Annotated in this window: 25 protein-coding genes and 1 riboswitch; of the genes, 20 read left to right on the forward strand and 5 right to left on the reverse strand. The window is 57.9% G+C overall.

What is annotated here, in order from left to right; translation table 11 throughout:
• Positions 1–2 precede the first annotated feature (2 nt).
• From AC0CW1_RS14860 to AC0CW1_RS14930, 15 genes are all read left to right on the forward strand, one after another.
• Entirely contained in the window at positions 3–440 is a 438-nt protein-coding gene (locus AC0CW1_RS14860) for an ATP-binding protein (protein WP_488183781.1), read from the forward strand.
• A gap of 35 nt (positions 441–475) precedes the next feature.
• A complete protein-coding gene (locus AC0CW1_RS14865) occupies positions 476–787 on the forward strand; it encodes an STAS domain-containing protein (protein ID WP_488183782.1) in 312 nt (103 codons plus the stop codon).
• 14 nt (positions 788–801) lie between these two features.
• Positions 802–3,837 (forward strand): hybrid sensor histidine kinase/response regulator, encoded by a 3,036-nt coding sequence (locus tag AC0CW1_RS14870; protein WP_488183783.1) that lies wholly within the window; start codon positions 802–804, stop codon positions 3,835–3,837.
• Positions 3,834–4,265, forward strand: coding sequence for a chemotaxis protein CheW (locus AC0CW1_RS14875; protein ID WP_488183784.1), 432 nt, complete (start codon positions 3,834–3,836; stop codon positions 4,263–4,265). Before AC0CW1_RS14870 ends, AC0CW1_RS14875 begins: the two co-directional genes overlap by 4 nt.
• A gap of 30 nt (positions 4,266–4,295) precedes the next feature.
• Positions 4,296–6,302: a methyl-accepting chemotaxis protein gene (locus AC0CW1_RS14880; protein WP_488183785.1), complete on the forward strand. Its 2,007-nt coding sequence runs from the start codon at positions 4,296–4,298 to the stop codon at positions 6,300–6,302.
• A 17-nt stretch (positions 6,303–6,319) separates the two neighbouring features.
• Positions 6,320–7,468 carry a chemotaxis-specific protein-glutamate methyltransferase CheB gene (gene cheB, locus AC0CW1_RS14885; protein ID WP_488183786.1) on the forward strand — a complete coding sequence of 383 codons (1,149 nt, stop codon included), beginning with the start codon at positions 6,320–6,322 and terminating at the stop codon, positions 7,466–7,468.
• A gap of 3 nt (positions 7,469–7,471) precedes the next feature.
• Entirely contained in the window at positions 7,472–8,326 is an 855-nt protein-coding gene (locus tag AC0CW1_RS14890; protein ID WP_488183787.1) for a CheR family methyltransferase, read from the forward strand.
• The gene (locus AC0CW1_RS14895; protein ID WP_488183788.1) at positions 8,326–8,700 is read left to right on the forward strand and encodes a response regulator; all 375 of its coding nucleotides are present in this window, start codon (positions 8,326–8,328) and stop codon (positions 8,698–8,700) included. The genes AC0CW1_RS14890 and AC0CW1_RS14895 overlap by 1 nt, the downstream gene beginning before the upstream one ends.
• Positions 8,676–9,161, forward strand: a complete 486-nt coding sequence (locus AC0CW1_RS14900) for a chemotaxis protein CheX (RefSeq protein WP_488183789.1) — start codon at positions 8,676–8,678, stop codon at positions 9,159–9,161. Before AC0CW1_RS14895 ends, AC0CW1_RS14900 begins: the two co-directional genes overlap by 25 nt.
• Entirely contained in the window at positions 9,158–9,517 is a 360-nt protein-coding gene (locus AC0CW1_RS14905; RefSeq protein WP_488183790.1) for a response regulator, read from the forward strand. Before AC0CW1_RS14900 ends, AC0CW1_RS14905 begins: the two co-directional genes overlap by 4 nt.
• 14 nt (positions 9,518–9,531) lie before the next feature.
• Positions 9,532–10,002, forward strand: a complete 471-nt coding sequence (locus AC0CW1_RS14910) for a chemotaxis protein CheX (RefSeq protein ID WP_488183791.1) — start codon at positions 9,532–9,534, stop codon at positions 10,000–10,002.
• 23 nt (positions 10,003–10,025) lie between these two features.
• Entirely contained in the window at positions 10,026–10,502 is a 477-nt protein-coding gene (locus AC0CW1_RS14915) for a chemotaxis protein CheX (RefSeq protein ID WP_488183792.1), read from the forward strand.
• 232 nt (positions 10,503–10,734) lie between these two features.
• Complete coding sequence (locus tag AC0CW1_RS14920) at positions 10,735–10,812, forward strand: potassium-transporting ATPase subunit F (RefSeq protein ID WP_488184174.1); 78 nt, start codon at positions 10,735–10,737, stop codon at positions 10,810–10,812.
• Positions 10,813–10,822: 10 nt separating this feature from the next.
• Positions 10,823–11,047 (forward strand): potassium-transporting ATPase subunit KdpA, encoded by a 225-nt coding sequence (locus AC0CW1_RS14925; RefSeq protein WP_488184175.1) that lies wholly within the window; start codon positions 10,823–10,825, stop codon positions 11,045–11,047.
• On the forward strand, positions 11,043–11,111 hold the full coding sequence (locus AC0CW1_RS14930) for a hypothetical protein (RefSeq protein WP_488184176.1): 69 nt from the start codon (positions 11,043–11,045) through the stop codon (positions 11,109–11,111). The genes AC0CW1_RS14925 and AC0CW1_RS14930 overlap by 5 nt, the downstream gene beginning before the upstream one ends.
• A 76-nt stretch (positions 11,112–11,187) precedes the next feature.
• Here AC0CW1_RS14930 and AC0CW1_RS14935 read toward each other — a convergent pair whose 3' ends face one another.
• The 3 genes from AC0CW1_RS14935 to AC0CW1_RS14945 form a co-directional block, all read right to left on the reverse strand.
• Positions 11,188–12,981 (reverse strand): carbon starvation CstA family protein, encoded by a 1,794-nt coding sequence (locus AC0CW1_RS14935; RefSeq protein ID WP_488183793.1) that lies wholly within the window; start codon positions 12,979–12,981, stop codon positions 11,188–11,190.
• A 149-nt stretch (positions 12,982–13,130) separates the two neighbouring features.
• Positions 13,131–14,078, reverse strand: coding sequence for a LytR/AlgR family response regulator transcription factor (locus AC0CW1_RS14940; RefSeq protein ID WP_488183794.1), 948 nt, complete (start codon positions 14,076–14,078; stop codon positions 13,131–13,133).
• A 21-nt stretch (positions 14,079–14,099) separates the two neighbouring features.
• Positions 14,100–15,818 carry a LytS/YhcK type 5TM receptor domain-containing protein gene (locus AC0CW1_RS14945; RefSeq protein ID WP_488183795.1) on the reverse strand — a complete coding sequence of 573 codons (1,719 nt, stop codon included), beginning with the start codon at positions 15,816–15,818 and terminating at the stop codon, positions 14,100–14,102.
• A 398-nt stretch (positions 15,819–16,216) separates the two neighbouring features.
• Between AC0CW1_RS14945 and bioB the strand changes: the two genes are divergently transcribed.
• From bioB to AC0CW1_RS14960, 3 genes are all read left to right on the forward strand, one after another.
• A complete protein-coding gene (gene bioB / locus AC0CW1_RS14950) occupies positions 16,217–17,197 on the forward strand; it encodes a biotin synthase BioB (protein WP_488183796.1) in 981 nt (326 codons plus the stop codon).
• A 263-nt stretch (positions 17,198–17,460) separates the two neighbouring features.
• On the forward strand, positions 17,461–19,830 hold the full coding sequence (locus tag AC0CW1_RS14955; protein WP_488183797.1) for a methyl-accepting chemotaxis protein: 2,370 nt from the start codon (positions 17,461–17,463) through the stop codon (positions 19,828–19,830).
• A 64-nt stretch (positions 19,831–19,894) separates the two neighbouring features.
• A complete protein-coding gene (locus AC0CW1_RS14960) occupies positions 19,895–20,083 on the forward strand; it encodes a hypothetical protein (RefSeq protein WP_488183798.1) in 189 nt (62 codons plus the stop codon).
• A 147-nt stretch (positions 20,084–20,230) separates the two neighbouring features.
• Here AC0CW1_RS14960 and AC0CW1_RS14965 read toward each other — a convergent pair whose 3' ends face one another.
• Positions 20,231–21,043: an undecaprenyl-diphosphate phosphatase gene (locus AC0CW1_RS14965; protein WP_488183799.1), complete on the reverse strand. Its 813-nt coding sequence runs from the start codon at positions 21,041–21,043 to the stop codon at positions 20,231–20,233.
• Positions 21,044–21,121: 78 nt separating this feature from the next.
• On the reverse strand, positions 21,122–22,066 hold the full coding sequence (gene cysK, locus AC0CW1_RS14970) for a cysteine synthase A (RefSeq protein ID WP_488183800.1): 945 nt from the start codon (positions 22,064–22,066) through the stop codon (positions 21,122–21,124).
• A gap of 219 nt (positions 22,067–22,285) precedes the next feature.
• Positions 22,286–22,390: riboswitch (SAM riboswitch) on the forward strand.
• A gap of 147 nt (positions 22,391–22,537) precedes the next feature.
• Between cysK (AC0CW1_RS14970) and AC0CW1_RS14975 the strand changes: the two genes are divergently transcribed.
• Positions 22,538–23,671 (forward strand): trans-sulfuration enzyme family protein, encoded by a 1,134-nt coding sequence (locus tag AC0CW1_RS14975; RefSeq protein ID WP_488183801.1) that lies wholly within the window; start codon positions 22,538–22,540, stop codon positions 23,669–23,671.
• A 422-nt stretch (positions 23,672–24,093) separates the two neighbouring features.
• Complete coding sequence (gene cysK, locus AC0CW1_RS14980; RefSeq protein ID WP_488183802.1) at positions 24,094–25,023, forward strand: cysteine synthase A; 930 nt, start codon at positions 24,094–24,096, stop codon at positions 25,021–25,023.
• Positions 25,024–25,087 lie beyond the last annotated feature (64 nt).

Here is a 25,087-nt window from a genome sequence, read left to right on the forward strand (position 1 = left end):
GATTGGAATTTCTCTTCACTATAGAATCGACCTTTGAAGCGGTCGATCAGTCGATCAAAGCGGTGATGACAGATATCCGGGAGAAGGGGCCGCACATCGGCGGCAAACAGATCTTTGCCGTTGACTTTGCCCTGCGGGAACTGCTCAACAACGCTGTAGAACATGGAAATAAAATGAACCCTGCCAAACAAGTCAAGTGCCGGCTTTCGATCACAGAAGAGCAGGTCAGCCTGGATGTCTGGGATGAGGGAAAGGGGTTCTGTCTGGAAAACGCCGTTGATGTTGATGTGCTGCAAGACCTGATGCGGGAAAGAAACCGCGGCCTGGAGATCATCGGGTTGATGGGTTTTTCCATTACCGTCACTGGGAACCATGTGGAGGCCCGCCTGGATTGGGCCAACCTGGACCGGCCGCAACAGGGTGTCCTTCGTCAGGAATAGAGCCATTCCAGAAGGAAAAGGGGGGGATCAGTCTGATGCGATTTCAAAAAGAGGGCGACCGGATGATCCTGCTGGTGGACGCTGATCTCACCGCCAACCGGGCGAAAGAGATCGTCGATGAGGCCAAACAGCGTGTGGCCCAGCATGAGGAATACAATCATCTTGTCATCGATTTGACCCGGGTGCAGTATATCGACTCCACGGGCATTTCTTTTATCATCGGTCTTTATAAATCGACTTGCAGCAACGGCAAAACCTTCAAACTCTCCGGCTTGAATGAGGACATCCTGGGCTTGTTCCGGCTGATGAAACTGGACAAGATCTTTGATATGACAGCGTCCGGGTAAGGGGTGGTCGGCAGTTGCAGAATCTCGAATTTATTAGGGAGTTTGTCGAGGAAGCCGCATCCCATCTGGAGACGGTGGAAAATGGCCTGCTCCTGCTCGGCGAGGACCGGCAGGAACGGGATACCATCCATGGCATCTTCCGGGCCGTTCACAGCATTAAGGGGACGGCAGGTTTTTTTGCTCTCCGCAATATCGTCGAGATTACCCATGTCATGGAAAATCTGCTCGGCGAGGCACGCAACGGCAAGCTGAATATCGACAGCGACATGATCGACGCCCTGTTAGCGTCCAACGACTGCTTGAAGGGCATGGTCGCCGATGTGGAAAACAGCGATTCTCTTGACATCACTCCCCATGTGCAGGCGCTGGATGCTTTTCTAAAGGCGAAGGAGCACCCCCACACCGAACCAGCACCATCGATCATCGTCACCGACGCCAAACAGAACGAGGTAGCCCTGAAAGAAAAGGAAAAAAGCGTTATCTCAGACGCCCTCAAACATGGGCACCGACTGTACAAGATCCGGCTCAATCTCGTCGAAAACGTCAGCGCCAGCGTCTCGCCGGTTGTGTTTTTTCGGAAGATATCTTCGATCGGGCAGATCATCGATTCCTATACAGACATCAGTGATGTAGGCGGCCTTGATGATTTTCTTGAGGCTGGACTTAACTTTGTCTTCCTCTTCACGACGGTTCTGGAAAAAAAGCTGATCGCCCTTGCCCTCGATATCCCGGAAGAACATATTGAGGAACTGGATGTGAACACCAAGCCGGAAGACCTGGCACAGATCCTCCGGGAAGGATTGCCGGCGACAGAAGACACCTCTATACAGTCACTGGATGTGACGGCACACGTGGAATCTGTCCAGGAATCAGCCGTACATAACCCAGCGGATAGCCTAAGATTGCCGGCCGAAGGGGAGAAGATTGTTCAAAGCGGCGCTCCCGCTGAAGATGGCGTCGAGGCCGCCAAGAAGGCGGCGGCCATCGCCGATGATACGGTGCGCGTTCATGTATCCCTGCTCAACGACCTGCTCAACCTGGCCAGCGAGATGGTCCTGGGCCGCAATCAACTCCTGCGCTGTTTGGAGAGCCACCGCAAGCAGATCGCCGGCCTTGGCGGCATCCTGCAGAACATCGACAACATTACGACGGAACTGCAGGAAAAGATCATGCAGACCCGTATGCAGCCAGTGGCAAAAATATTTAATAAATTTCCCCGGATCATCCGGGAACTCTCCAAAAAGCTCGGCAAGGATATGGAGTTACATATGGAAGGGACCGAGGTGGAACTCGACAAGTCGATCATCGAGGCCCTCGCCGACCCCCTCACCCACCTGATCCGCAACGCTGCTGATCACGGCATCGAGATGCCCGAGAAACGGGAAGCCCTGGGCAAGCCGAAGACAGGGACGATCCTGCTCAAGGCGTACCATGAAGGCGGTCGTGTCAACATTGACATCGCCGATGACGGCGGCGGCATTCGGTCCGAAAAGATCAAGGCCAAGGCGCTGGAAAAAGGGCTGCTGAAGCCCCATGAAGCCGAGGGACTCGCGGAACGAGAGACGCTCAACCTGCTCTTTCTGCCCGGTTTCTCCACGGCGGAGCAGATCACCGATGTGTCCGGCCGCGGCGTCGGCATGGACGTCGTCAAGACGAATATCGAGAAACTCGGCGGCAGCATCGATATCTTCACCCAGCCAGAGCGGGGCACCACCTTCCGGCTCACCCTGCCCCTCACCCTTGCCATCATCCCCTCGTTGATCGTCGAGGTGGCCGGCCAGAAGTTCGCCCTTCCCCAGACGAACCTGCAGGAGATGGTCCGCATCAAACCGGGCGATGCCAACCGGAGGATCGAGCGCTTCCATGACGCTCAGGTGCTTCGATTGCGCGGGCGGTTGCTGCCGGTCATCCACCTAGGACAGGTGCTAGGGTTGCGTCACGACGCCATCGACGCGAACTCGGTCGTGCGCGTCCTCGTGCTTAAGATCGGCGCCAAGCGCTACGGCCTGGCCGTCGACCGGATCCATGACGGCGAGGAGATCCTCGTGAAGCCCCTTCCGCGTCACCTCGGCGAATGCGCCTGTTACTCAGGGGTGACCATCCTGGGCGACGGAAAGACGGCTATGATCCTCGATCCGGACGGCATCGCCGCCAAGGCGAACCTGCGCTTTCTGGAGGAACAACGGCAGCGGGATGAGGCAGAACAGGCGGCGGCCGATATGGCCGAAGTGCAAAACCTGCTGCTCTTCCAATGCTCCGGTCCAGAGACCTTCAGCATAGATCTCTCCCTGATCGCCCGCATCGAGCCGATCCAGGCCCGCCAAATCGAAGGCATCGGCGACAAGGAGTTCATCCAGTTCCGGGGCGATTCGCTCCGCGTCATTCAGCCAGAGCAGCACCTTCCTGTCAACAGCGGGGGGGCGCGGCCCGAAAAGCTCTATGTCCTCATCCCGAAACTAGTGCGCTACCCCATGGGCATTTTGATCCACCGCATTTACGACATCGTCCAGACGCGGGTCCGCTTCAACCAGGAGAACATCAAGGCCAAGGGTATCATCGGCTCCACAATCCTGCAAAACCGGATCGTCCTCGTCGTCAACATCTTTGAACTCTTTGAACTGGCTTCGCCGGAGCACTACGCCGTCGCCGAGCGCCGCCGCGAGAGCGGGCAACAGCGGACCGTCCTGCTGGCAGAGGACACCCCATTTTTCAGTCGAATGGAAAAAAGTTACTTAGAATGGGCTGGATACCGAGTGTTGCCAGCAAGCAACGGAAAAGAGGCGCTGAAAATCCTCGAAAAAGAGCCTGTCGATGTGGTTGTCTCCGACATTCAGATGCCGGTGATGGATGGATTTGAACTGGTGCGCCGTATCCGGGGGGACAAGCGTCTGGCCCACCTCCCGGTGATCGCCCTCACCTCCATGACCGATGAGGGGAGCCAGCGCCAAGGCAAGGAGGCTGGGTTTGACGATTACGAGACGAAGCTCGACAAAGACAGGATGCTCGAAACGCTGGAGAAAGTCCTGGCTCGGAGAAGGGAGGCCCTATGAGCGGAAAAGTGCTCACCTTTTACCTTGACGGGGCGCTATTCGGTTTAGATATCCACACAGTCAAAGAAATCCAGCGCAACGTGGAGTGCACTCCGATCCCGGACTCGCCCTTACATATCGTCGGACTCTTCAATATGCGCGGCCAGGTGGTGACACTGCTCGATTTGGCCCGCCTGCTGCAACTTGGTGAGAACCTTAAAAAAGAAGACCCTTTCGTCTGTATCGTCCTAAAACCACGTCCTGAGATGCCTGACCTGATCGGTTTCCCCATCGACCGTCCCGGGTCGGTCGTCGATATCGAGCCTGAAATGGCCGAACGCCCGCCGGCCAACTTGAACGTCCGCCTGACCCGATTCGTCAAGGAGGTCGTCAAGCTGCAAAGCGAGCTGTTGATGGTGCTCGACGCGGAAGTCGTCTATGAACAATGAGCCAAAGAGGAAGTAGGGAGGACGCAGGAAATGCAGTGGTTTCATAACTTGAAAATCGGGACGAAGCTGCTCGCCAGCTTTTTCTTGATCGCTTTCATCGCCGGGATCATCGGCATCCAAGGGTATCTGGAGGTGAATGAAACGGTTCAGGCCAATAAAGAGATGTTTGCGACGAACCTGCAGCCCTTGCATGATATCGGCGATGTGGCCATCTCCTTTCAGCGGACGCGGGTGAATCTGAGAAACCACCTTTTAGAAAAAAGTCCCGAGGAAAAACGGCGCTATGAAGACCGGATCAAAGAGCTGAACAGGGAGATTGACGAGTCACTGAAGTCCTTTGAATCTAGCGTAAAAGCGAAAGAAATCGTCGACGATACGAAAAAACTCAAAGACGCCCTCAATCGTTGGCAGCCCGTGTCTGAACGGATCATGCGTTTTTCCGAGGCGGGACAAGATGCTCAGGCGATTGCGCTGATCAACGGAGAAGGGACCGATCTGGTCAAAGAAGTGGACACCCTCATTGATAATCTCATCCATTTGAAAGTCGAACAGGCGAAAACGAAGGCTGATGAGCACGAAAAAGAGGGTAAAGACGCTACGACGCTCATGCTGGTCCTGGCGGCGACAGGCGTCATCCTGTCCATCATCCTCGGTTTGTTCATTTCCCGGTCGATCACCCGTCCCATCCAGCAACTACAGGCGCTGATGGCGCAGGTGGAAAAGGGCGATCTGACGGTGCGCGGCGATGTTGCATCCAAAGATGAAACCGGTCAGTTGACCCATTCCTTTAATAATCTGGTCGCCCGTTTTCAGGCCATGATCGGAGAAATCTATCAGAATTCCCTGTCCTTGAGCAAGTCTTCCAATAGCCTGCTGAACACGGCCACCACGATGGCCGCCTCCAGTGAAGAGATGAGCGCTAAGACGAGCGTCGTCAGCGCCGCCACCACCCAGATCACGACGAGTATCGACGGGACGGCCAACGCCGCCAGCGACGCCAGCCGGAACATCAATGTCATCGCTTCCGCCGTCGAAGAAATGTCTGGCACCGTCCGCAACCTGGCGGCAGCCTCCGAGGAGATCTCGGCCAGCGTCGAGCAGGTCAGCGGCGTTATCGATCAGATCTCCGGCGGGATCAACAATGTCTCCCATTCGGCCACCGACGTTTCCAGCGCGGTCAACACCGTCGCCACTGCCGTCAAGGAGATCAACATCTCCCTGCAAGAAGTCAGCCGCAGTTGCGAGCGATCAAAGGACATCACCGGTGACGCTGGCGAGAAAGCCCGTGAGACGAACGTGATCATCGGCAAGCTCAACAACTCATCGAAACAGATCGGCAAGATCATCAATGTGATCAACGATATCGCTGAACAGACGAACATGCTCGCCCTCAACGCCGCTATCGAAGCCGCCGGCGCCGGTGAGGCTGGTCGGGGCTTTGCCGTCGTCGCCAATGAAGTGAAGGAACTGGCCAAGCAGACGGCCGAAGCCACCGACGAGATCAGCCAGCAGATCGAGGCGATGCAGGACAACATGTCCGGCGCCGTCAAAGCGGTGGAAGCCATCACCCAGGTCGTCCGGGAAATCATGGAGATCACCAACACGATCGCCTCGGCGGTGACGGAACAGTCGGCCATCACCGGTGAGATCTCCAAGTCCATCGTGGCGGCAGCCGAACGGGTCAATGCCATCACCCGCGAGATCGGCGATCTGGCGCTCAATGCCCAGCACGCCGCCCGCAGCGGCAACGAGGCGTCCAAGGGGGTCCAGGAGATCGCCCGCTCGGCCCAGGAATTGGCTGGCGCCGCCAACGAGGTGGCCCATAACACGGAAAACGCATCGGAAAAGGTCGGCGAAGTGGCTCGTTCCGCCGTCGAGGTGTCCAAAGGCGCCAACGAGATCACCCAGAGCATCCAGGAGATCAGCATGGCCTCCGGCGAGACAGCGTCGGGCGCCGAAGCGACCAGCAGTTCGGCCCAGGAACTGTCCGAGATGTCCGGTGCCATGGAAGCACTTGTCAAGCAATTTAAGATTTGATCGCAAAGGAGCGTTTCTTGGAAAAGCTGAAGGTTCTCATCGCAGAAGACACCCTGGTCTACCGGAAAATCCTCACGGCCGCTGTCGAAAGCACCGGACTGGCCGCTGTCGAATGCACCGCCTCCAACGGTCTGCTCGCTTTGGAACGGCTGAAACAACACCCGATTGATGTGGTTCTTCTCGATGTGCACATGCCGGAACTGGACGGACTGGCTACGCTGGCGCGGATCGACAAGGAATATCCCCACCTGCCGGTGGTCATGATCAGCGGTGGCGGCGCCGATTCGGCGACAACGACGATGAAGGCCCTCGGCGCCGGCGCCATCGACTTTATCCTGAAGCCTGCCGAGGCCGACGCCGACAAAAGCATGGAGAGGCTCAAGTCCCAGTTGCAAGCCCTGTTCACCCAGATCCACATGGGGAGACTGATGTCCGGGCGGGATGCGACGCCAGTTCGAAAGAGGCAGCCTCTTACACAAGCCTCGATGCAGCCCATCGCGCAATCCCCTGTGCAACGTAAAACCTCTGCTGCGCCGGATGAACCGGAGAATGTAAAAACGCCAAAAAATCGGGGGCTCACAGGCGTCGACCTGGTGGTCATCGCCTCCTCCACCGGCGGTCCGGTGGCACTGGAAAAAGTTCTTTTCCCGCTGCCGGCTCATTTCTCCAAACCGGTCCTCGTGGTCCAGCACATGCCCGCTGACTTTACGCGCATCCTGGCCCAGACGCTGAGTCGAAAATGCGCCCTCCCGGTGACAGAAGCCCGCGAGGGAGAGGCGATCGCGCCAGGCCGCATCCTGATCGCCCCCGGTGGCGTCCACATGTCCGTCACCGTCCAGGGCAAGGACAAGGTGGTGAGACTGGATAAGGGACCGCCTGTCCACGGCGTGCGTCCCGCCGCCGATGTGCTCTTTTCTTCCCTGGCCCGGGAGTGGGCCGGCCAGCGGATCCTGGCGATCATCCTGACCGGAATGGGCAACGACGGGATGCGGGGCGTTGCTGAATTGAAAAAACATTGCAACTGCTATTGCATGGCCCAGAGCGAGAAAACTTGCGTCGTCTATGGCATGCCGCGCAGCGTCGCCGAAGCGGGACTGGCCGATGAGATGGTCGATGTCACCGACATCGCTGCTCGCATCACTCGAATCGTCTCGGGGGGACTGTAACCCATGCGCGCTTTACAAGATTTGAAAGGCTTTCGGTTGATGCAGCAGTACATCGAGCGGGAATGCGGCATCCATCTCGACGACGACAAGTTCTATCTGATCGAAGGCCGTTTAGGCAGGCTGCTCGCCGAATCGGGCGCCCGAGACTTTGAAGACTTTTACCATTTTCTGTACAAGAGCCGAGATCGCCGGATGGCCGAAAAGGTGATCGATGCGATCACGACGAATGAGACCATGTGGTTTCGCGACCGGACACCCTGGCGCATCCTCGAAGAGGTGCTCCTGCCTCGCTTTGTTGAGGAACTGCGGGCAGGCAAACGCCTGCGCGTCCGCCTCTGGAGCGCCGCCTCTTCCACCGGACAGGAGCCGTACTCGACCGCCATGTGCATCGATCGCTACCTCAAGGACAAGGCAGTCGCCGGCATCTCCCTGGACCAGTTCGAGATCATCGCCACAGACATCTCCCCTGCCGTGTTGCAGGTGGCCCGTTCCGGCAAGTACGACAGCATCTCCATCCTGCGCGGCCTCGAAGCCGCCTATAAAGACCGTTACTTTCAAAAAGAGGGACGCGTCTGGGCCATCGAGGAGAGGATGCGCAAGGCTGTCCGCTTTGAACGCTTCAACCTGCAGGATCCCTACCAGGCCATCGGGAGATTCGATGTTATCTTTTGCCGTTACGTGGCCATCTACTTCTCTGATGCATTGAAGCGCGATGTCTTCCGACGGATGGCCGGGCAGTTGAACTCCGGCGGGGTGCTCTTCCTCGGCGGTTCCGAAATCTTCACCGACTATGGCGAGCACTTTCTGCGCAAGGAACATCAAGGTGGGATTTACTATCTCGTCAAGAGGGAGCCATGATGAAATTCTTATCTGTCGATGACTCCGCCATCATCCGGAAGATCATCCGCGCCGCCGCCGAGGTGCTCGAAGGCGAACTCTTGGAGGCGACAGAAGGGGCGGAAGCGCTGGCGATCCTGGAAGCGCATCCGGATGTGGACCTGATCTTGTTGGATTGGAATATGCCGGGGATGAACGGCTGGGACTTTCTTCAGGCGATCAAGCATCATCCCCATTACAAGTACATCCCCGTCATGATGGTGACCACCGAGGGGGAGCGGGAGAACATCGTCCGCGCCATCCGCGCCGGCGCCATCCACTACCTGGTCAAACCGTTCACCATGGAGGAGCTGTTGAAGAAGATCCTGGAGTGCTTGGGGAGGGGAGAGCTATAAACAGCCTGCGCGAGTCCCTGGTTGGCGCTGTCACCGAGGTGCTGCGCACGATGGCGGGCCTGGCCGTGGAAGAAAGGGCTTGTCCGATTCGGGACCGCCCTGTCTGTGATTTTACCGGCGCCATGATGATCATCGGGCGGCGAACGGCGATGGTTGCCATTGGCTTAAGCCGCGAGGCGGCGACGATCACCGTCTCCCAGATGACCGGTCTTGCGCCGGAGGAACTGTCGGAGGCCGACCTGGCGGACGGAGTGGCCGAATTGGTTAACATCGTCGCTGGGAGCGGAAAGTCTTGTCTGGTGGGAACGGATCAGCACTACCGGATCACCCTGCCCTTTGTCCTGGTGGGGCAGAACCGTTATATCCTGTACAAGAACAAGGCCGTTGACCGGTGTCTGCGGTGCTTCACCGGCGACATCGACCTCATCATGGAAATCGCATATTTGGAGGGAACATTATGACCAAAAAGATTCTTCTCGTCGACGATTCCCCGCTCATTCACAACCTGCTTCGCAAGACCCTGGTCAAGCACGGTTATGAAGTCGCCGGCGACGCCATGAACGGCAAGGAAGGCGTCGAACTGTACCGGAAGCTTTCCCCCGATCTGGTGTTTATGGACATCACCATGCCGGTCATGGACGGTATCGAAGCGGTGAGAGCCATTAAGGCCGAGAGCCCCGAAGCGCGCATCATCATGCTCAGCGCCATGGGCGATGAGGAGATCGTCACCCAGGCGAAGGAACTGGGCGTCGACATCTTTCTCCAAAAGCCCTTTGATGATTACAAGATCATCAGCGCCATCGCCAAAGTGGTATAAAAGGGGGATAAACCATGGATGAGCGCATGACGAAACCCTTTTCCGAAGCCGTCGTGAACATCTTCCAGCAGATGGCAGACATCGACGTGGAGATCGAATCCGGCCCTGCGTCGGACAGCGACGAGATCCACTCCCTCGGCGTCACCTCCATCCTCACCTTCGCCGGCAAGGTGAAAGGGCGCTTTTTGCTCGACCTGGACAGCGAACTGGCCCTGCATCTGGCGAAGACGATCGCCGGCGACGATTACGCTTCCGTCAAGGATCATATGGTGCTGGCCTCCGTTTCAGAGATGAACAACATCATCTCCGGCAACGCCATCACCCAACTGAACAACGAATACGGCTTGAGCCTGCGCCTGGCGCCGCCCATCGTCTTTGCCGGCAACGATGTGATCATCGCCATCCCCAAGATCGCCTCCACTTCTGTCACCTGCAAAACCGCGCATGGAAGACTGAAGGCCAGTGTGGCCATCAGCAAGGCCTAGGGCGCCGATAGGAGGAGCGACTCATGCAAGATAAGCATATCGTCCCGTTTTTGGACGCCCTGGACAACGTATTAGGCCAGTTCGGCGCCAGGGACATCCGCCGGGGCGTCCCGGAACGGAAAGAGACCATGCATGTGGACATGGATGTGACGGCTGTCCTCGGCTTAGTCGGGAGCCTGCGGGGGAACGTGGCCTTTTCCCTCTCGTCGGAGACGGCGAAAAAGATCGTCTCGGCCATGATGTTCGGCATGCCTGTCGAGGAACTGGACAGCATCGCCCGCAGCGCCATCGGCGAGCTGGCCAACATGATCACCGGCAACGCCCTTACCGCCAATGTGCAGGCTCTGCTCTCCGGCGGGACGGCGACCTATGACATCACCCCGCCGTCGATCATCTTCGGCAAGGACATCTTCTTTATCATCAGTTCCGTCGAGACCATCGCCGTGCCGGTGGAGACGTCTTTAGGGAAGATTGAGGTCAATATTGGGCTGGAAATCTAAGTACCCGTTCAGAAGATCCACACCATGGTTCCATTTCGTAATAAAACGATAATCCCAATAATTGACCACAAAAGGGCTGCCCTCAACAGGGTGGCCCTTGCTTTTTCTTGATGTTTTCGTTACGCCTTCATGAGATTTCTTGACGCGCCTTTGACCGTCAAAGGGGCTATAGTAATCACATGCATCGGCAAGGGCGTTCATTCTAGCGAGAAGGAGGAAGACCATGAACGATATGGCTCTGGGGCTGTTTGTCACCGTTGTCTTACTGATTTATCTGGGTTACTGTCTGATGAATGCGGAGGGAATCTAAGGTGAAAGAAATGGATATTTTGCAGTTTGGCCTCTTTCTTTTGATTCTGCTCGCCTTGGCTGTTCCGCTGGGCATCTACATGGCGAGAATGTATGATGGCGGGCCGACTCGGTTGGATGTCCTTGTTAGCCCAATGGAAAGACTCATCTATCGCCTGGTTGGCGTAGACCATCACCGTGAAATGAATTGGAAAGAATATTCGCGTCTACATCCGACAACTGCGGCAAAAGATTGAGACGAACCCATCACAGCCGCAACATCTGATCACGGAACCCGGTATCGGTTATCGGTTGTTGTGACATAAAGAAGCCGCTTACAGGTTGTACAGCCTGTAAGCGGCCTTTGTCTACAGCTTGGCCCGAGAGGCAAAAACCGTTAGAAGGACTTCGTCGCTTCTTTCGCTTTCGCCTTCGGATGCTCCTTGATGATGGTGTACCACTTGATCAGGGCGTCACCCATGACGATGACCGAGAGGCCCATCATGATCGAGGAGAGAACCGTATTCAGCATGTTATTGGTCGGCAGGTACTGGTTGACGATAGTCCAGTAGCCGGCGGTCATGACGGAGCTGAAGAGGTAAACCATGGGGACAGCCGTCACGAGGCCGTAGAGCACATTGCCGGTCCGGCGGAGGATCAGGCTGGTGCCGATGGCCAGGGCCAGCGAGGCGAGGAGCTGGTTGGAGACACCGAAGAGGGGCCAGACGGTGGCGATGTCGCCGCCATAGAGCAGGTAACCCCAGAGGAAGCAGACCAGGATGGAGGAGCCGACAACACCTGGCGTCCAGTCGTTGTCCCGCAGTTTCGGGATGACCTGGCCGAAGAAGTCCTGGACGATGTAGCGGGCGACACGGGTGCCGGCGTCGATAGCCGTGAGGATAAAGACAGCTTCAAAGAGGATGGCGAAGTTGTACCAGTAGGCCATGAGGCCTTTCATGCCGGGGAGGGCGGAGAAGATGTAGGCCATGCCGACGGCCAGGGAGACGGCGCCGCCAGTCCGGCCGGCCAGGTCCATGCCGACCAACTGAGACAGTTCAGGCAGGTTGACGACAGGCATGTTCAGTTTGGCGAAGACGGCCGGGGCGGAGTTGATGGCGAAGTAATCGCCAGGCATGAGCACACAGGCGGCGATGAGGGCCATCATACCGACGAAGGTCTCCATCAGCATGCCGCCGAAACCGACCAGTTGAATGTCCCGTTCGTTGTCGATCATCTTGGGTGTCGTGCCGGAGCCGACCATGGCGTGGAAGCCGGAGATGGCGCCGCAGGCGATGGTGATGGAGACGAAGGGCCAGACGGGGCCTTTGATGATGGGGCCGCCGCCGTTGACAAACTGGGTGATGGCCGGCATGTGCAGTTCGGGGTTGACGAAGATGATGCCCACGGCGAGAGCGCCGATGGTGCCGATCTTCATGTAGGAGGAGAGGTAATCCCGAGGGGCCAGGAGGAACCAGACGGGCAGGGCAGCGGCGAAGAAAGCGTAGATGGGCAGGGCCAGTTTGACGCCCGTTTCCGAGAGGGTGAAGAGGTTGCCGATCCAGGTGCCCTTGATGTAGGGACCGAAGGCGACGGCGGCGATGATCAGGGCCATGCCGAGGATGGTCGCTTCGCGGAGCTTATCTGGACGGGCTTTGATCATCAAGCCGACAATCATGGCGATGGGGATGGTCATGCCGACGGTGAAGGTGCCCCAAGGGTTGCCCTTCAAGGCATGGACGACGACGAGGGAGAGGCCGGCCATGGTGATGGTGATGGTGAAGAGGATGGCCAGGCCGACGGCAAAACCGGCGATGGGACCGATCTCTTCTTTGGCGATTTCAGAGAGGGAGCTGCCTTTGTGACGGACTGAGGCGAAGAGGACAACCATGTCGTGGACGGCGCCGCCGAGGACACCGCCGATGAGCAACCAGATGACGCCTGGCAGGTAGCCGAACTGAGCCGCCAGGATCGGGCCGACGAGGGGGCCGGCAGCGGCGATAGCGGCGAAGTGGTGGCCGAAGGCGACCCACTTGTTCATGGGCACGAAGTCGGAACCGTTGTTGAGTTCGTGGGCCGGCGTTTGGCGAGCCGGATCGAGGGCCAGCACCTTGGAGGCTACGAAGCCGCCATAGAAGCGGTAGCCGATCACGAGGATACAGGCCGTGGCAATGATGAGGGTGAGCGCGTTCATGAGACCTTCCTCCTTTTTCAGGCAGATTGGATAGTATAAAGACCGGTTACTTATGATTTTAGTGAACGCAATCACAAATAGCTAGAAAAGCTGCATGAAAAGCAAAAAAGCGCGCATCAGATGCAGGCTTTTTTGCATGAATGACAGGACTAGAGTCCCAGTAGGTCTTTGAGCTGCCGGGCGTAGTGGCGGCTGACGGGAACCTCGCTCTTGTCGTGGAGGATCAGGTTGTAGGCGCCATTGAACCAGGGAACGATCTCCCGGATCGCCGACAGGTTGACGAGGAAAGCCCGGTGGGTCCGGCAGAAGCGGTTCGGGTCAAGGCGGTCCTCCAGTTCCTGCAAGGTCAGGTTCAGTTCCAGCAGTTCGCCGTCGACCTTGATCAGGGCTTTGCGGCCCTCTACGGTGGCATAGTGAATGTGGGACACATCGACGAGGAGCAGTTTTCCCTCCTTGTTTGCGGCGATGCGGTCAAAGGCGCGGTGGCCGCTTTGGGAACCGTTGGCGCGAGATTCTGCGGCGGAAAGGGCATCTTCCGGCCACGCGGGCGAAGGCCCGCCGGGAGGTTCTTGCAACCCTTTTCCATCGGGATCGTCTGGTGACTCCCGCCGCGACCGACTACTCTCTTTGTCATGCGACTTGCTCGGAGGGGTCCGAAGGGCGGTCACCGGCTCCCGGCTGAGCAACATCGCTTTCAGTTCAGCCAGGTGCTCCTCTAAACCGGTTTGCTGCGCCAACCGCTCGCGGACGCGCTGCCATGTCGCCTCCAGGCGTTCGGGGTCAAAGGGTTTGAGGATGTAATCGAGGGCATGGACCTCGAAGGCTTTGAGGGCGTAGGCGTCAAAAGCGGTAGCGAAGACGACGAGGGGCAGGCGGTTTTTCTCTAGGAGCTTATGGGCCACCGAGAGACCATCGAGGTCGTGCATCTGGATGTCGAGAAAGAGCACATCCACCGGGAGGTCTGACAGGATCTCCAAGGCTTCCTCACCGCCGCTGGCCTCGCCGACGATGCGGCAGTCGGCGAGTTTTTCCAATAAAAAACGCAGTTCCCGGCGGGAAGGGGCTTCATCATCGACGATAAAGGTGCGGATGAGCATGGTGTTTCCCTCCTCAACGGCCTAGCTGGCCATTAACAGGGCGATGTCTTTATCCGGGATGCGCAGGGCGCAGATGGTGCCCAGGCCAGGCTTTGACTCGATGCGCAAGCCGTAGTCGGGACCGTAGATGCTGCGCAGGCGTTCATGGACGTTGCGCAAGCCGATCCCTCCGGAAGCGCCGCAGGCTGAAGGACTGTGGCGGGTAAGCAGTTGGTCCAGCTTTTCCGGCGCCATGCCGACACCGTCGTCTTCGACGGAGATGTCCACATGACCCTCCGCGTGACGATGTGCCCGGATGGTGACGGAGCCGCCGTCGCGCAGCGGGAGCAGGCCATGGCGCAAGGCGTTTTCGACCAGCGGCTGCAGCAGCAAGGGGGGGATAGGACAGGTCAGGGCAGCCGGGTCGATATCGTGGATGACCTGCAAGCGGTCTTCGAAACGGGCTTGTTCGAGGGCGAGATAAGATTCGATGTGGGCCAGTTCTTCACGCAGCGAAACGAACTGGGAGGGTTCGCGCAGGTTTTTGCGGAAAAAATCGCCCAGTTGGATCAGGAGGTTGCGCGCCGTTTCCGGGTGGGTGCGCACATAGGAGGCCACTGTGTTGAGGGCGTTGAAGAGAAAGTGCGGGTTGATCTGGGCCTGAAGAGCGCGGATCTCCGCCGTCGCCGCCAGTCGGGCCTGACGTTCCAGTTCGGCGATCTCGAGTTGAGTGGAAAAAAGGTGGGCAAGGCCTTTCGCCAGTTCTTCATCGACGATGCCAACTTGTTTTGTCCGGTAGAGCTTAAGGGTACCCACAGGCTTGTCCTTGCTCAACAGGGGGACGATGACGGCCGCATGGAGGAGGCAGTCCGGATGAGCGCACTGGATCTCATCCTTGGACGAGGCGATAACAGGGCCGCCTGTTTCCAGGGCCTCTTCGGTCGCTCGGGTTAGTATGGGCTGTCCGGCCAGGTGATGGTCAGCGCCAAGACCGACATGGGCCAGGATCTTCTCCCGGTCGGTCAAGGCGACAGCGTCCAGGTCGGTCATGTCCTTGACGACCTTGGCGACAGCCAGGGCGGACGATTCGTTGAGGCCGCGGCGGAGCAGGGGCAGGGTGATGTTGGCGATGCGCAGCGATTTTTGCGCCTCCAGCGCGCCAGCCTGCTCCTCCTGGGAGCGGATGTCCTGGATCAGCATGACCGAGACGGCGATGCCGACGGCGTTGACGGTGATCATGGGCAAGGCGATATGGCTCACCAGCAGTACGGCGTCTTCAAAGGGCCGGGCGACAGCCAGGATGATCAGCATTTGCAGCGTTTCCGCCATCAGACCGGTGATCAGTGCGCCCATGCCGTTTAAGGCCTGGGGGTGGTAGCGGCGGATCAGACCGGCTAGAACACCTTCGGTGATGGTTGAAATGGCGCAGGCCAGGGCGGTGAAGCCGCCCATGGCGAAGCGGTGAACGCCGCCGATCAGGCCGGCGCCAAAACCGGCCAGCGGTCCGCCCAGCAAACCCGCCAGCACAGGACCGATGACACGCGAGTTGGCCAGAGCGCCGTCGATGGGGATGGCCGCATAGGTGCCGATGATGGAGAGGCCGCCAAAGATGACGATCAGACGGTACACATCTTCGCGGGTCGTCGTCCGGTTGGCGAAAAAGCGGCGGATGGCCGGGTGACGGGAAAGCAAGAAGGAGATGGTGATGACGATCGTCATCCGCTGGGCCAGAAAGAGCAGGATGTCATGATGGATCAACAAGGGCGATTCCCCCTTTCGCGAAAAAACGGAGCGAAGATCCGATAGTATAGCGCGTATGCGGTATCTAGATCAAGGGTAACAAGAAATATTGCATGATGCAAGTAGTGGAAAAAGGGGTCTTTGGCAGATACCCACCTTCGAAGAAGAAATAAGCGGCTCTGGCGGAAGGCGGATAAACGAAAGATGACGACCGAAGCGCGCAAGGGAGAAGGAGCGATGAAAGCTGGGGATGGACAGGCAAGGAGAGGCGCAGTATAATCTTAATGTCAACTAAATCACTGAAAGCAAGTTTACAATTTGGCGCTGATGGAGACAGGTCTCCATAAATGACTCCACGAGACCCGAGACAAGGAAGAGAAAGTGCAACAAACAAGCAAGACCGAAAGGACGATGACACCTTGCAAGCCATCATTAAGGAAGCGGAAGCAACCCTTTTCGACGGCAAACCTTTAGACCGAGACGCCGCCCTTCGACTCGCCGAGATCGAAGGCAATGAGATATACGCCCTTATGGACTTGGCCCGTCGTGTGCGGGACCGCTTTGCCGCCGGAAATGTGGATCTCTGTTCCATCGTCAACGCCAAATCGGGCGCCTGTTCCGAAGATTGCCGCTTTTGCGCCCAGTCGGCCCACCATCAGGCTTGCGTAGAAACCTATGATCTGATGGACCCTGACACCATTGTTGCCCGGGCAAAGACGATGGAGGCGGAAGGCGCTCACCGCTTTTCCCTCGTCACCAGCGGGCGGGGGATGGCTGATGCCGAATTGGAACCGGTGCTTGCCATCTACGAGAGACTTCGCCGGGAAACGAAGCTCGGCCTTTGCGCTTCTCTGGGCATCCTGAATGAGGCTCAACTGCGCCGGCTAGCCACAAAGGGTGTCACCATGTACCACCACAACTTGGAGACGTCTCGCCGCTATTTCCCGCAGATCTGCACCACCCACAGCTATGATGAACGGATCGCCACCATCCGGGCCGCGCAGGCGGCCGGTATGGCTGTCTGCTCAGGGGGCATCTTTTCCATGGGAGAGACGATCGAGGACCGCATCGACATGGCTTTTGAACTGCGGGAACTGGGCGTACAGTCGGCGCCGATCAATATCCTCAACCCCATCGCCGGGACGCCCATGGAAAAGCAGCTAGTCATTGCCCCGTTGGAGACGCTCAAGTCGGTCGCTCTTTACCGCCTGATCCTGCCTTCGGCCCGCATCCGCATGGCCGGGGGACGGGAAGGGGCGCTGCGCAACCTGCAATCCCTCTGTTTCATGGCTGGCGCCGACGCTGCACTGGTTGGCAGTTACCTGACGACGAGCGGTCGGACGGTGGCTGAGGATATTCAGATGCTTCAGGATCTGGGGCTTTATGTGACCCATTCGTGAACAGCCCTGAAAGCTTCCTGGTTTTTATCTACCCAGGTATCCACACACATTCATTTCCATAATCACCCACTTCCCCTGGTTCGCCTCCTCTGGAGTGTTCCAGGGGTTTTTCTTTATCAGATCGATCATTTATGCGTTGCCACTCATGCGGAAGGGAGGTAAGATAGAAACTAATTCAAAGCAAACTTTTTCTCAATCATATCTATACTTATTTAACAGCGAAACAGGGTGCTCGACAGCAGTTTTTGAGGAGGCGGTGCCTGTTGCGGTTCTTTCGCAGTATCCAGGCCAAACTGATTCTCGTCATCGTCGGTGTTCTGCTGGTTACAACGACGGTGGTGGCCCTTTTTTCCTTACAGACGACGAGTGATGCTTTCGAAGGGAACTTTGCCCGGCAGACCGAGAAAAACCTGGTCGGCTTCAACAGCCTGCTCGAAAAATATAAGACCCAGGCCTCGGCCCATGCCGCCAACCTGGCTTCCCATCCTGCCATCATCGCAGGGACAAAGGCTCATGATTTTTCCGCGTTGCTGCAAGCGACAACGCCGATGATGAAAAAAGGAAACCTCGATTATCTGGTGATCACAGACGCTTCAGGGAACGCCATCATTAGGACCCATGAGCCGGACAAGGTTCCCAAAGCCGATGACAACATCGCCAATCAGGTCAACGTTGCCCGCGCCCTCGAAGGCAAGACTTTTTCCGGCATTGAGCAGGGCAAAGTAGTGCGCCTGTCTATCCGCGCTGGCGCGCCGATCTTTGACCAGGGGCGGCTGATCGGGGTTCTCTCGACAGGCTATGTGGTCAGCAAAAATGATATCGTCGATGAGGCGAAGGAGATGTTTGACGCCGACTTCAGCCTCTTCCTTGACCGGGAGCGGGTAGCCACGTCCATCGTCGACAAAGGGGGACAGCGGATCACAGGCAGCCAGATCACGGCAGAGAACATCATCCAAAGCATATTTAACGAACGGAAGCCCTATATCGGCCTCAACAAAGGGTTGGACGGTGATTACATGACCGGCTACGCGCCGCTGATCGGCGCCGACGGCAACGTCATCGGCATTGTAGGGACAGCGAAGGAGAAGTCGGCTTTGCAGGAAGTGAAGCAGTCGATCGCCGGGCGGATCTTTCTTTCCTCCCTGGCCGTGCTGCTGCTCGCCGGTTTCGTCGGCATCTGGTTTGCCCGCCGATTGGGGCGTCCGCTGGTTGAACTTCAGGACCTCATGGCTCGGGCGGGCGCTGGTGACTTGACGGTCCATGGTGCTGTCCACTCGACCGATGAGATCGGTCAGTCGGTGGCCGGCTTCAACCTGATGATCCGCCGTCAGGCGGAAATCGTCTCCATGGTGCGCAAGTCGGCTGAGGAGATGGCCGCCGGCGCCGAAGAGATGGCCGCTTCGACCCAGCAGGTGACAGGCGCCGTTCAAGATGTGGCTCGCAACATGCAAGAGGTGGCGAACAACGCCGATAAAGGGAACCTGGCAGCCCTTGAGGCGTCAGAAGTGTTGCTCGAACTGTCTTCCTTGATCCAGTTGGCCAAGAACCAGGCAGCCACGGCTGCCGACAACTCCCGGCAGACCCTCTCCACGGCCGAGCGGGGGCGGGAGACGGTCGCCAAGTCCATCGAACACATGCTGACGATCAAGGATAAAACCAACGAGGCGGAAGCGATGATGGCCGCCCTGGACCGGTACTCCCGCGAGATCAACCGAATGACTGAGACGATCACGGCCATTGCTGCCCAGACCAACCTGCTGGCGCTCAACGCGGCCATCGAAGCGGCCCGCGCCGGTGATGCCGGCCGCGGCTTTGCCGTCGTCGCTGATGAGGTGCGCAAGCTGGCCGAGGAATCGAACCGCGGCGCCAGTGAGGTGGCCGAACTGGTGGGCAAGGTGCTGGAGAGCGCTGCCGCCGCTGTCACCGCCACCCAGCAGAGCCACAGCGAGGCCGAACGAGGCGCTGCCGTCGTCAAAGAGGCCGGTGAGGCCTTGCAACTGATCCTCCAGGCTGTTCAAGGGACGGAAAAAGCCATCGCGGGCATCGTCACCTTGACCAATGAGGAAGTGGCCAGTTCCGACCGCATCGTCCGTCTCATCGATTCCATCGCATCCGTCATTGAAGCGACAGCCGAGCGGGCGGAGACGGTGGCGGCGGCGACAGAGGAGACATCGGCCAGTATGGAGACGATCGCCGCAGCGACAGAAGAGACGAGCGCCATGGCTGTCGAACTGGCCGGATCGGTGCAGAAGTTCCGGTTGCCCGACATTCGCACCGCCCTGAGCGCCGCTGAACTTCTGGAAAAGGCAAAGTCAGACCACCTGCTCTGGAAGATCCGCATCCAGAACATGCTCAAAGGCTATGAACAGGTCAACCCGGAGGAAGTGACCTCTCACCACCACTGCCGCTTGGGCAAATGGTATTTCGGCGCCGACAACCCCTTCAAACAAGACCCTGACTTTGTCGCTCTCGACGGTCCTCACGCCCGTGTCCACGAGTTTGCTCAAAAAGCGGCCGACGCTTTCCGCGCCGGTCAACTTGATGCAGCCCAGCAGATGCTCGCTGCCTTGGAGAAAAGCTCCGAGGAAGTCCTTCAGCGTTTGAACCGCTTGATCAGCAAAGCGAAGAAGTGATGAAGTGATAGGAACCTCACGGAAGGTGATACTAACCTCTGAAGACAAAGGAGGTTGGAGAGCCATGCCGTTGCGTCCCCAATCCCCCAACGAGAAGACGGGGCTAACGAATGCCAATGTCGATGCCAAGCGGGGCTTGCAGAATTCCGGTGAAGGCGACCCGGAGTCTGTCGATGAGATCCAGGAGTTTGACGGCATCAGCGGGCTTCAAGAGATCGACACGATTCCGGAAATCTCAAAAGATGATGGCTGAGGGATAACTGGATTGCTGGAAAAGTCACAGGGTAATGCTAAGCGAGAAAAATTAAAAGGGCCTGCCGCAGAGGATGTGGCGAGGCCCTTTTTCCATTTTATGTTTTTCGCATGCTTCTCTGTAACAGTGAACTGATGTGTGCGGCAGTTACAGAATCACCAGAACCGTGTAGAGCAGCGCCACGAGGAAGCGGTAGTAGGCGAAGGGCGCCAAGCCGATCCGCTGCAACAGCTTCAGGAACCAGACGATTGCCGCCCAGGCGACGACGAAGGAGACGACAAAGCCCAGGGCAAAGAGGGGCAGGTCAGTCGATTCGAGGTATTGATAGGACTTCAACATGTCGTAGCCGGTGGCCACGGCCATCATCGGCACAGCGACGATGAAGGAGAACTCGGCGGCCACCGCTGAGGTCATCCCGGCCAGCATCCCGCCGGCGATGGTGGCGCCGGAGCGGGAAAAACCGGGCCATAGGGAGAGGCACTGGATAAGGCCGACAAAGAGCGCCTGGCGGTAGTTAATCCGTTCGAGATCGTCAATGGGGCGACGGGGACCGCGCCACCAGGCGGCAGCCAGCATGAGGAGGCCGCCCAGGACGAGGCCGATGACGACCGTCTTATCGGAAAAGAGATAGGTCTTAATCGACTTATGAAAGAGGAAGCCGAAGAGGCAAGCCGGCGCCATGGCGATAGCCACATGCCAGACGTTGAAACCACGGTCATCAAATCGGATGCCGTCGGCGAAGAGGTTCAGGATCAGGTTCAAGAAGCGGTCCCGGTAGAGGACGAGCACCGCCAGGATGGCGCCTAACTGGATAAAGACCTCGAAAGTGGCCGCCTTATCTCCTTCAAAGCCAAGGAGGCTGCCGACGAGGATCATGTGCCCTGTCGACGACACGGGGATGAATTCGGTAAGACCTTCCACGATGCCGAGAATGACGGCGATGAGATACAAGTTTTCCATGGCATTGCCCCCAACCAATCAGATTCCTCTCCTACAATAAGGGGAGCCTGGCCCTAAAGTCAACGGAAAAAGGCGATTTTACCCTTCATAAAACAGGCTGGTGCTCAGATAGCGCTCTCCTGTATCGGGAAGGAGTACAACGATGCGTTTTCCAGCGTTCTCCGGTCGTTTCGCCGCTTCGATGGCGGCGAAGGCGGCGGCGCCAGCCGAGATGCCTACGAGCAGACCTTCCTCCCGGGCCAAGCGGCGGCTGGTGGCGAGGGCGTCCCCATCGACGACCTGCAGGACTTCGTCGATCAACCCCTTCTCATAAACATCAGGAATGAAGCCGGCGCCAATGCCCTGAATCCCGTGGGGTCCCGGCTTGCCGCCCGACAAGACGGGCGATCCGGCCGGCTCGACAGCGATGACCTGGAGGTTAGGGTTTCTCTGTTTCAGCGTTTTGGCCGTTCCCGTGATCGTGCCGCCGGTGCCGACGCCGGCAATGAAGATGTCGACCCGGCCATCGGTGTCCCGCCAGATCTCCTCGCCGGTGGTCACCTCGTGAATGGCCGGATTGGCCGGGTTGGCGAACTGTTGGGGCATGATTGCGCCGGGAGTCTCCTGGACGATCTGCTCCGCCCGTTGGACGGCGCCGCGCATCCCCTCGGCGCCTGGGGTGAGGACCAGTTCGGCGCCAAAGGCCTTGAGAAGGTTGCGTCGCTCGACGCTCATCGTCTCCGGCATGGTCAGGATGAGCCGGTAGCCGCGAACAGCAGCCACCATGGCCAAGGCGACGCCTGTGTTGCCGCTCGTCGGTTCGACGATGACGGCGCCCGGTTTCAACAGGCCCCGTTCTTCAGCATCCATGATCATGTTCAGGCCGATGCGGTCCTTGACGCTGCCGCCGGGGTTGAAGTACTCCAGCTTGGCGATGATCTCTGCCGCAGCATCACCGTCATTGGCGGCGCTGAGAATCCGGCGCAGTCGGACCATCGGCGTATTTCCGATCAACGCGGTCACATCCTGGGCGATCCGTTCCATCGATACCACACTCCTTGCTGCAAAACCAACTATCTAAGTCGGAATATCTTATATTTACTAGACTCCATGATAGAAGCGGTGGGGAATCCTGTCAAGGAAAGGGAGGTTTTTCGCAAAGAAAAGTATTTGTTCAACTGGCGAAAAAACCCTTGACGCCTGGCTATTCTTCCTGTTAATGTATAGTCAATCCGGTTCACACTGGAAAAATCGAATATGATGCTCTTATCAAGAGTTGGTGGAGGGACTGGCCCGATGAAGCCCGGCAACCAGCAGGCATGCCTGCATGGTGCCAATTCCTGCAGGGGAAACCCTGAAAGATAAGACATGCCGTGCGGCTGATGACGGTCTTCTCTTTCAGAGGAGGCCGTTTTTGCGTGGCTATCGGAACAAGCCCCAAGAAAAAATGGGCGAAAAGCTCGAAATGAGATTGAAAATGAATCATTAATCAGGTTATTAAGGAGAGGTTCTGACATGCATATCGATTCACTGTTAGCCCAAGGAGGCAACGGTAAAGATGCCGGCACTGGCGCTGTCAGTTTTCCCATCTACCAGAGCGCGACCTTCCGACACCCGGCTTTAGGGGAAAGCACCGGCTTTGACTACAGCCGCTCTGGCAATCCGACGCGGCAGGTCCTGGAAGAACTGATCGCCCGCCTCGAAGGTGGCCGGCGCGGTCTGGCTTTCGCTTCTGGTTTGGCGGCGATCACCGCTGTCCTCTCCCTTTTCGGCTCTGGCGACCACTTGATCCTTTGTGAAGACTTGTATGGCGGGACCTACCGGCTGCTGGAGCAGGTCTATCGTCCCTGGGGTCTCACGGCCGATTATGTAGATACGAGCGACCCTGAACAGGTGAGAACCGCCGTCACGTCGCGCACAAAGGCCATCTTGATCGAGACGCCCACCAACCCGACGATGAAGATCACGGACCTGCGAGAGATTCGGCGGATTTGCGACGAACAGGGCCTCCTGCTGATCGTTGACAACACCTTCATGAGTCCCTACCTGCAGCGGCCCATCGAATGGGGCGCTCACATCGTCATCCACAGCGGCACCAAGTTCCTGGGCGGCCATAACGATGTCGTGGCCGGGCTCGCCGTAGCGGCCCGAGAGGACCTCGGCGAAAAATTGGCCTTCTATCAAAACGCCTCTGGCGCCGTCCTCGGTCCCTTTGATTCCTGGCTGCTTGTGCGCGGCATGAAGACCTTGGGATTGCGCCTCGACCGGGCGCAGGAAAATGCGACCGCCATCGCCCGCTGGCTGGCAGCGCACCCTGCCGTCGATCAGGTTTACTATCTCGGCCTCGACAACCACCCGGGCAGGGAGGTTCATTTTCAACAAGCCTCCGGTCCTGGGGCGATGATCTCCTTTACCCTCCATGATGCCGCAAAAATCCCGGAGGTGTTGTCACGGATCCGATTGATCGCTTTTGCTGAAAGCCTGGGCGGCGTCGAATCGCTGCTCACCTTTCCAGCCCGCCAGACCCACGGCGATATCCCTGAAGACATCCGCCGACGCTGTGGCGTCACCGACTGTCTACTGCGATTGTCCGTCGGGATTGAAAACGTCGACGATCTGATTTATGACCTGTCCCAGGCCTTGGCCTGAGAGGAGCGAGCGTCCTCTCAGAAAAAAACTTGCCTGCCTACAAAAATGATCATTGACAGATAACCTGCCAGTCTTTAATATTATAAATATAAATCAAATAACTCGGGATTAACCGACGCTGACCGGATAGACCGGAGGCCGAGGCGCTTCGATCCAAACATGGAATCGAAGCCCTTGGCCTCTTTTTGTCTTGGTAAGGGGGAGTGGTATGGACGGTATTCGATTTCCCGGTCTGTTGGCTACGAGGCAGTTCACGCCGGCCGAGGTAAAGGATGAACGGGATTTCAAAAACCTTTGGATATATAGGTGTTTCTTTCATGGGTGTTTTTGTTAAGCGGCCTGAGGCTCCTGCCGGACACGCCGCCAGCCATGTGAACGAAGGTAACGCAAATTGATACGAATTGATAAGGAGGATGTTTTCCATGGCTAAAATCGCCAACAATATCACTGACCTGATCGGCAAGACCCCCCTGGTGCGGTTGAATCGCGTCGCCAAAGGTGTGGAAGCGGATGTAGTCGCCAAGCTGGAGTACTTCAATCCCGGCGGCAGTGTCAAAGACCGCATCGGCTACGCCATGATCAAAGACGCCGAGGAAAAAGGGCTGCTCCATAAAGACTCGGTGATCATCGAGCCGACCAGCGGCAACACCGGCATCGCTCTCTCCTTTGTGGCGGCTGCCCTCGGCTACCGAGTCATCCTGACCATGCCGGAGACCTTCAGCATCGAGCGCCGGAACCTGCTGAAAGCCTATGGTGCCGAACTGGTGCTCACCCCAGGAACGGAAGGCATGAAAGGCGCCGTGCGCCGGGCCGAGGCACTGGCCGCCCAGATCCCCAATGCCTTCATTCCCCAGCAGTTTAACAACCCCGCCAACCCGAAAATTCACCGCGCCACGACGGCTGAAGAGATCTGGGCCGACACGGATGGAAAGATCGATATCCTCGTCGGCGGCGTCGGCACCGGCGGCACCATCACCGGTGTGGGAGAAGCGCTGAAGGCGCGCAAGCCCGGTCTCCAGGTGATCGCCGTCGAACCCTTCGACTCGCCGGTGCTCTCGGGCGGCCAACCGGGGCCCCACAAGATTCAAGGCATCGGACCTGGCTTCGTTCCCCCTGTGCTGAACCTGGAGGTGGCTGACGAGATCTACAAGGTTCGCAATGAAGAGGCTTTTGAAACGAGCCGGCGGATCGCCCGGGAGGAAGGCATTCTCGTAGGGATCTCCTCCGGCGCGGCAGCCTACGCCGCCTTGCAGATTGCCAAGCGGCGGGAAAACGCTGGTAAACTCATCGTCGTTGTCCTGCCCGACACGGGGGAACGTTATCTGAGCACCCCCCTCTTCCAAGAGATGTAATCAACAGCGGGAAAGACACTATTGACATTTGATTCCTGCACGTCCTATACTCACCTTAAATTAA

The sequence above is a fragment of the Heliomicrobium sulfidophilum genome, from assembly GCF_057715735.1.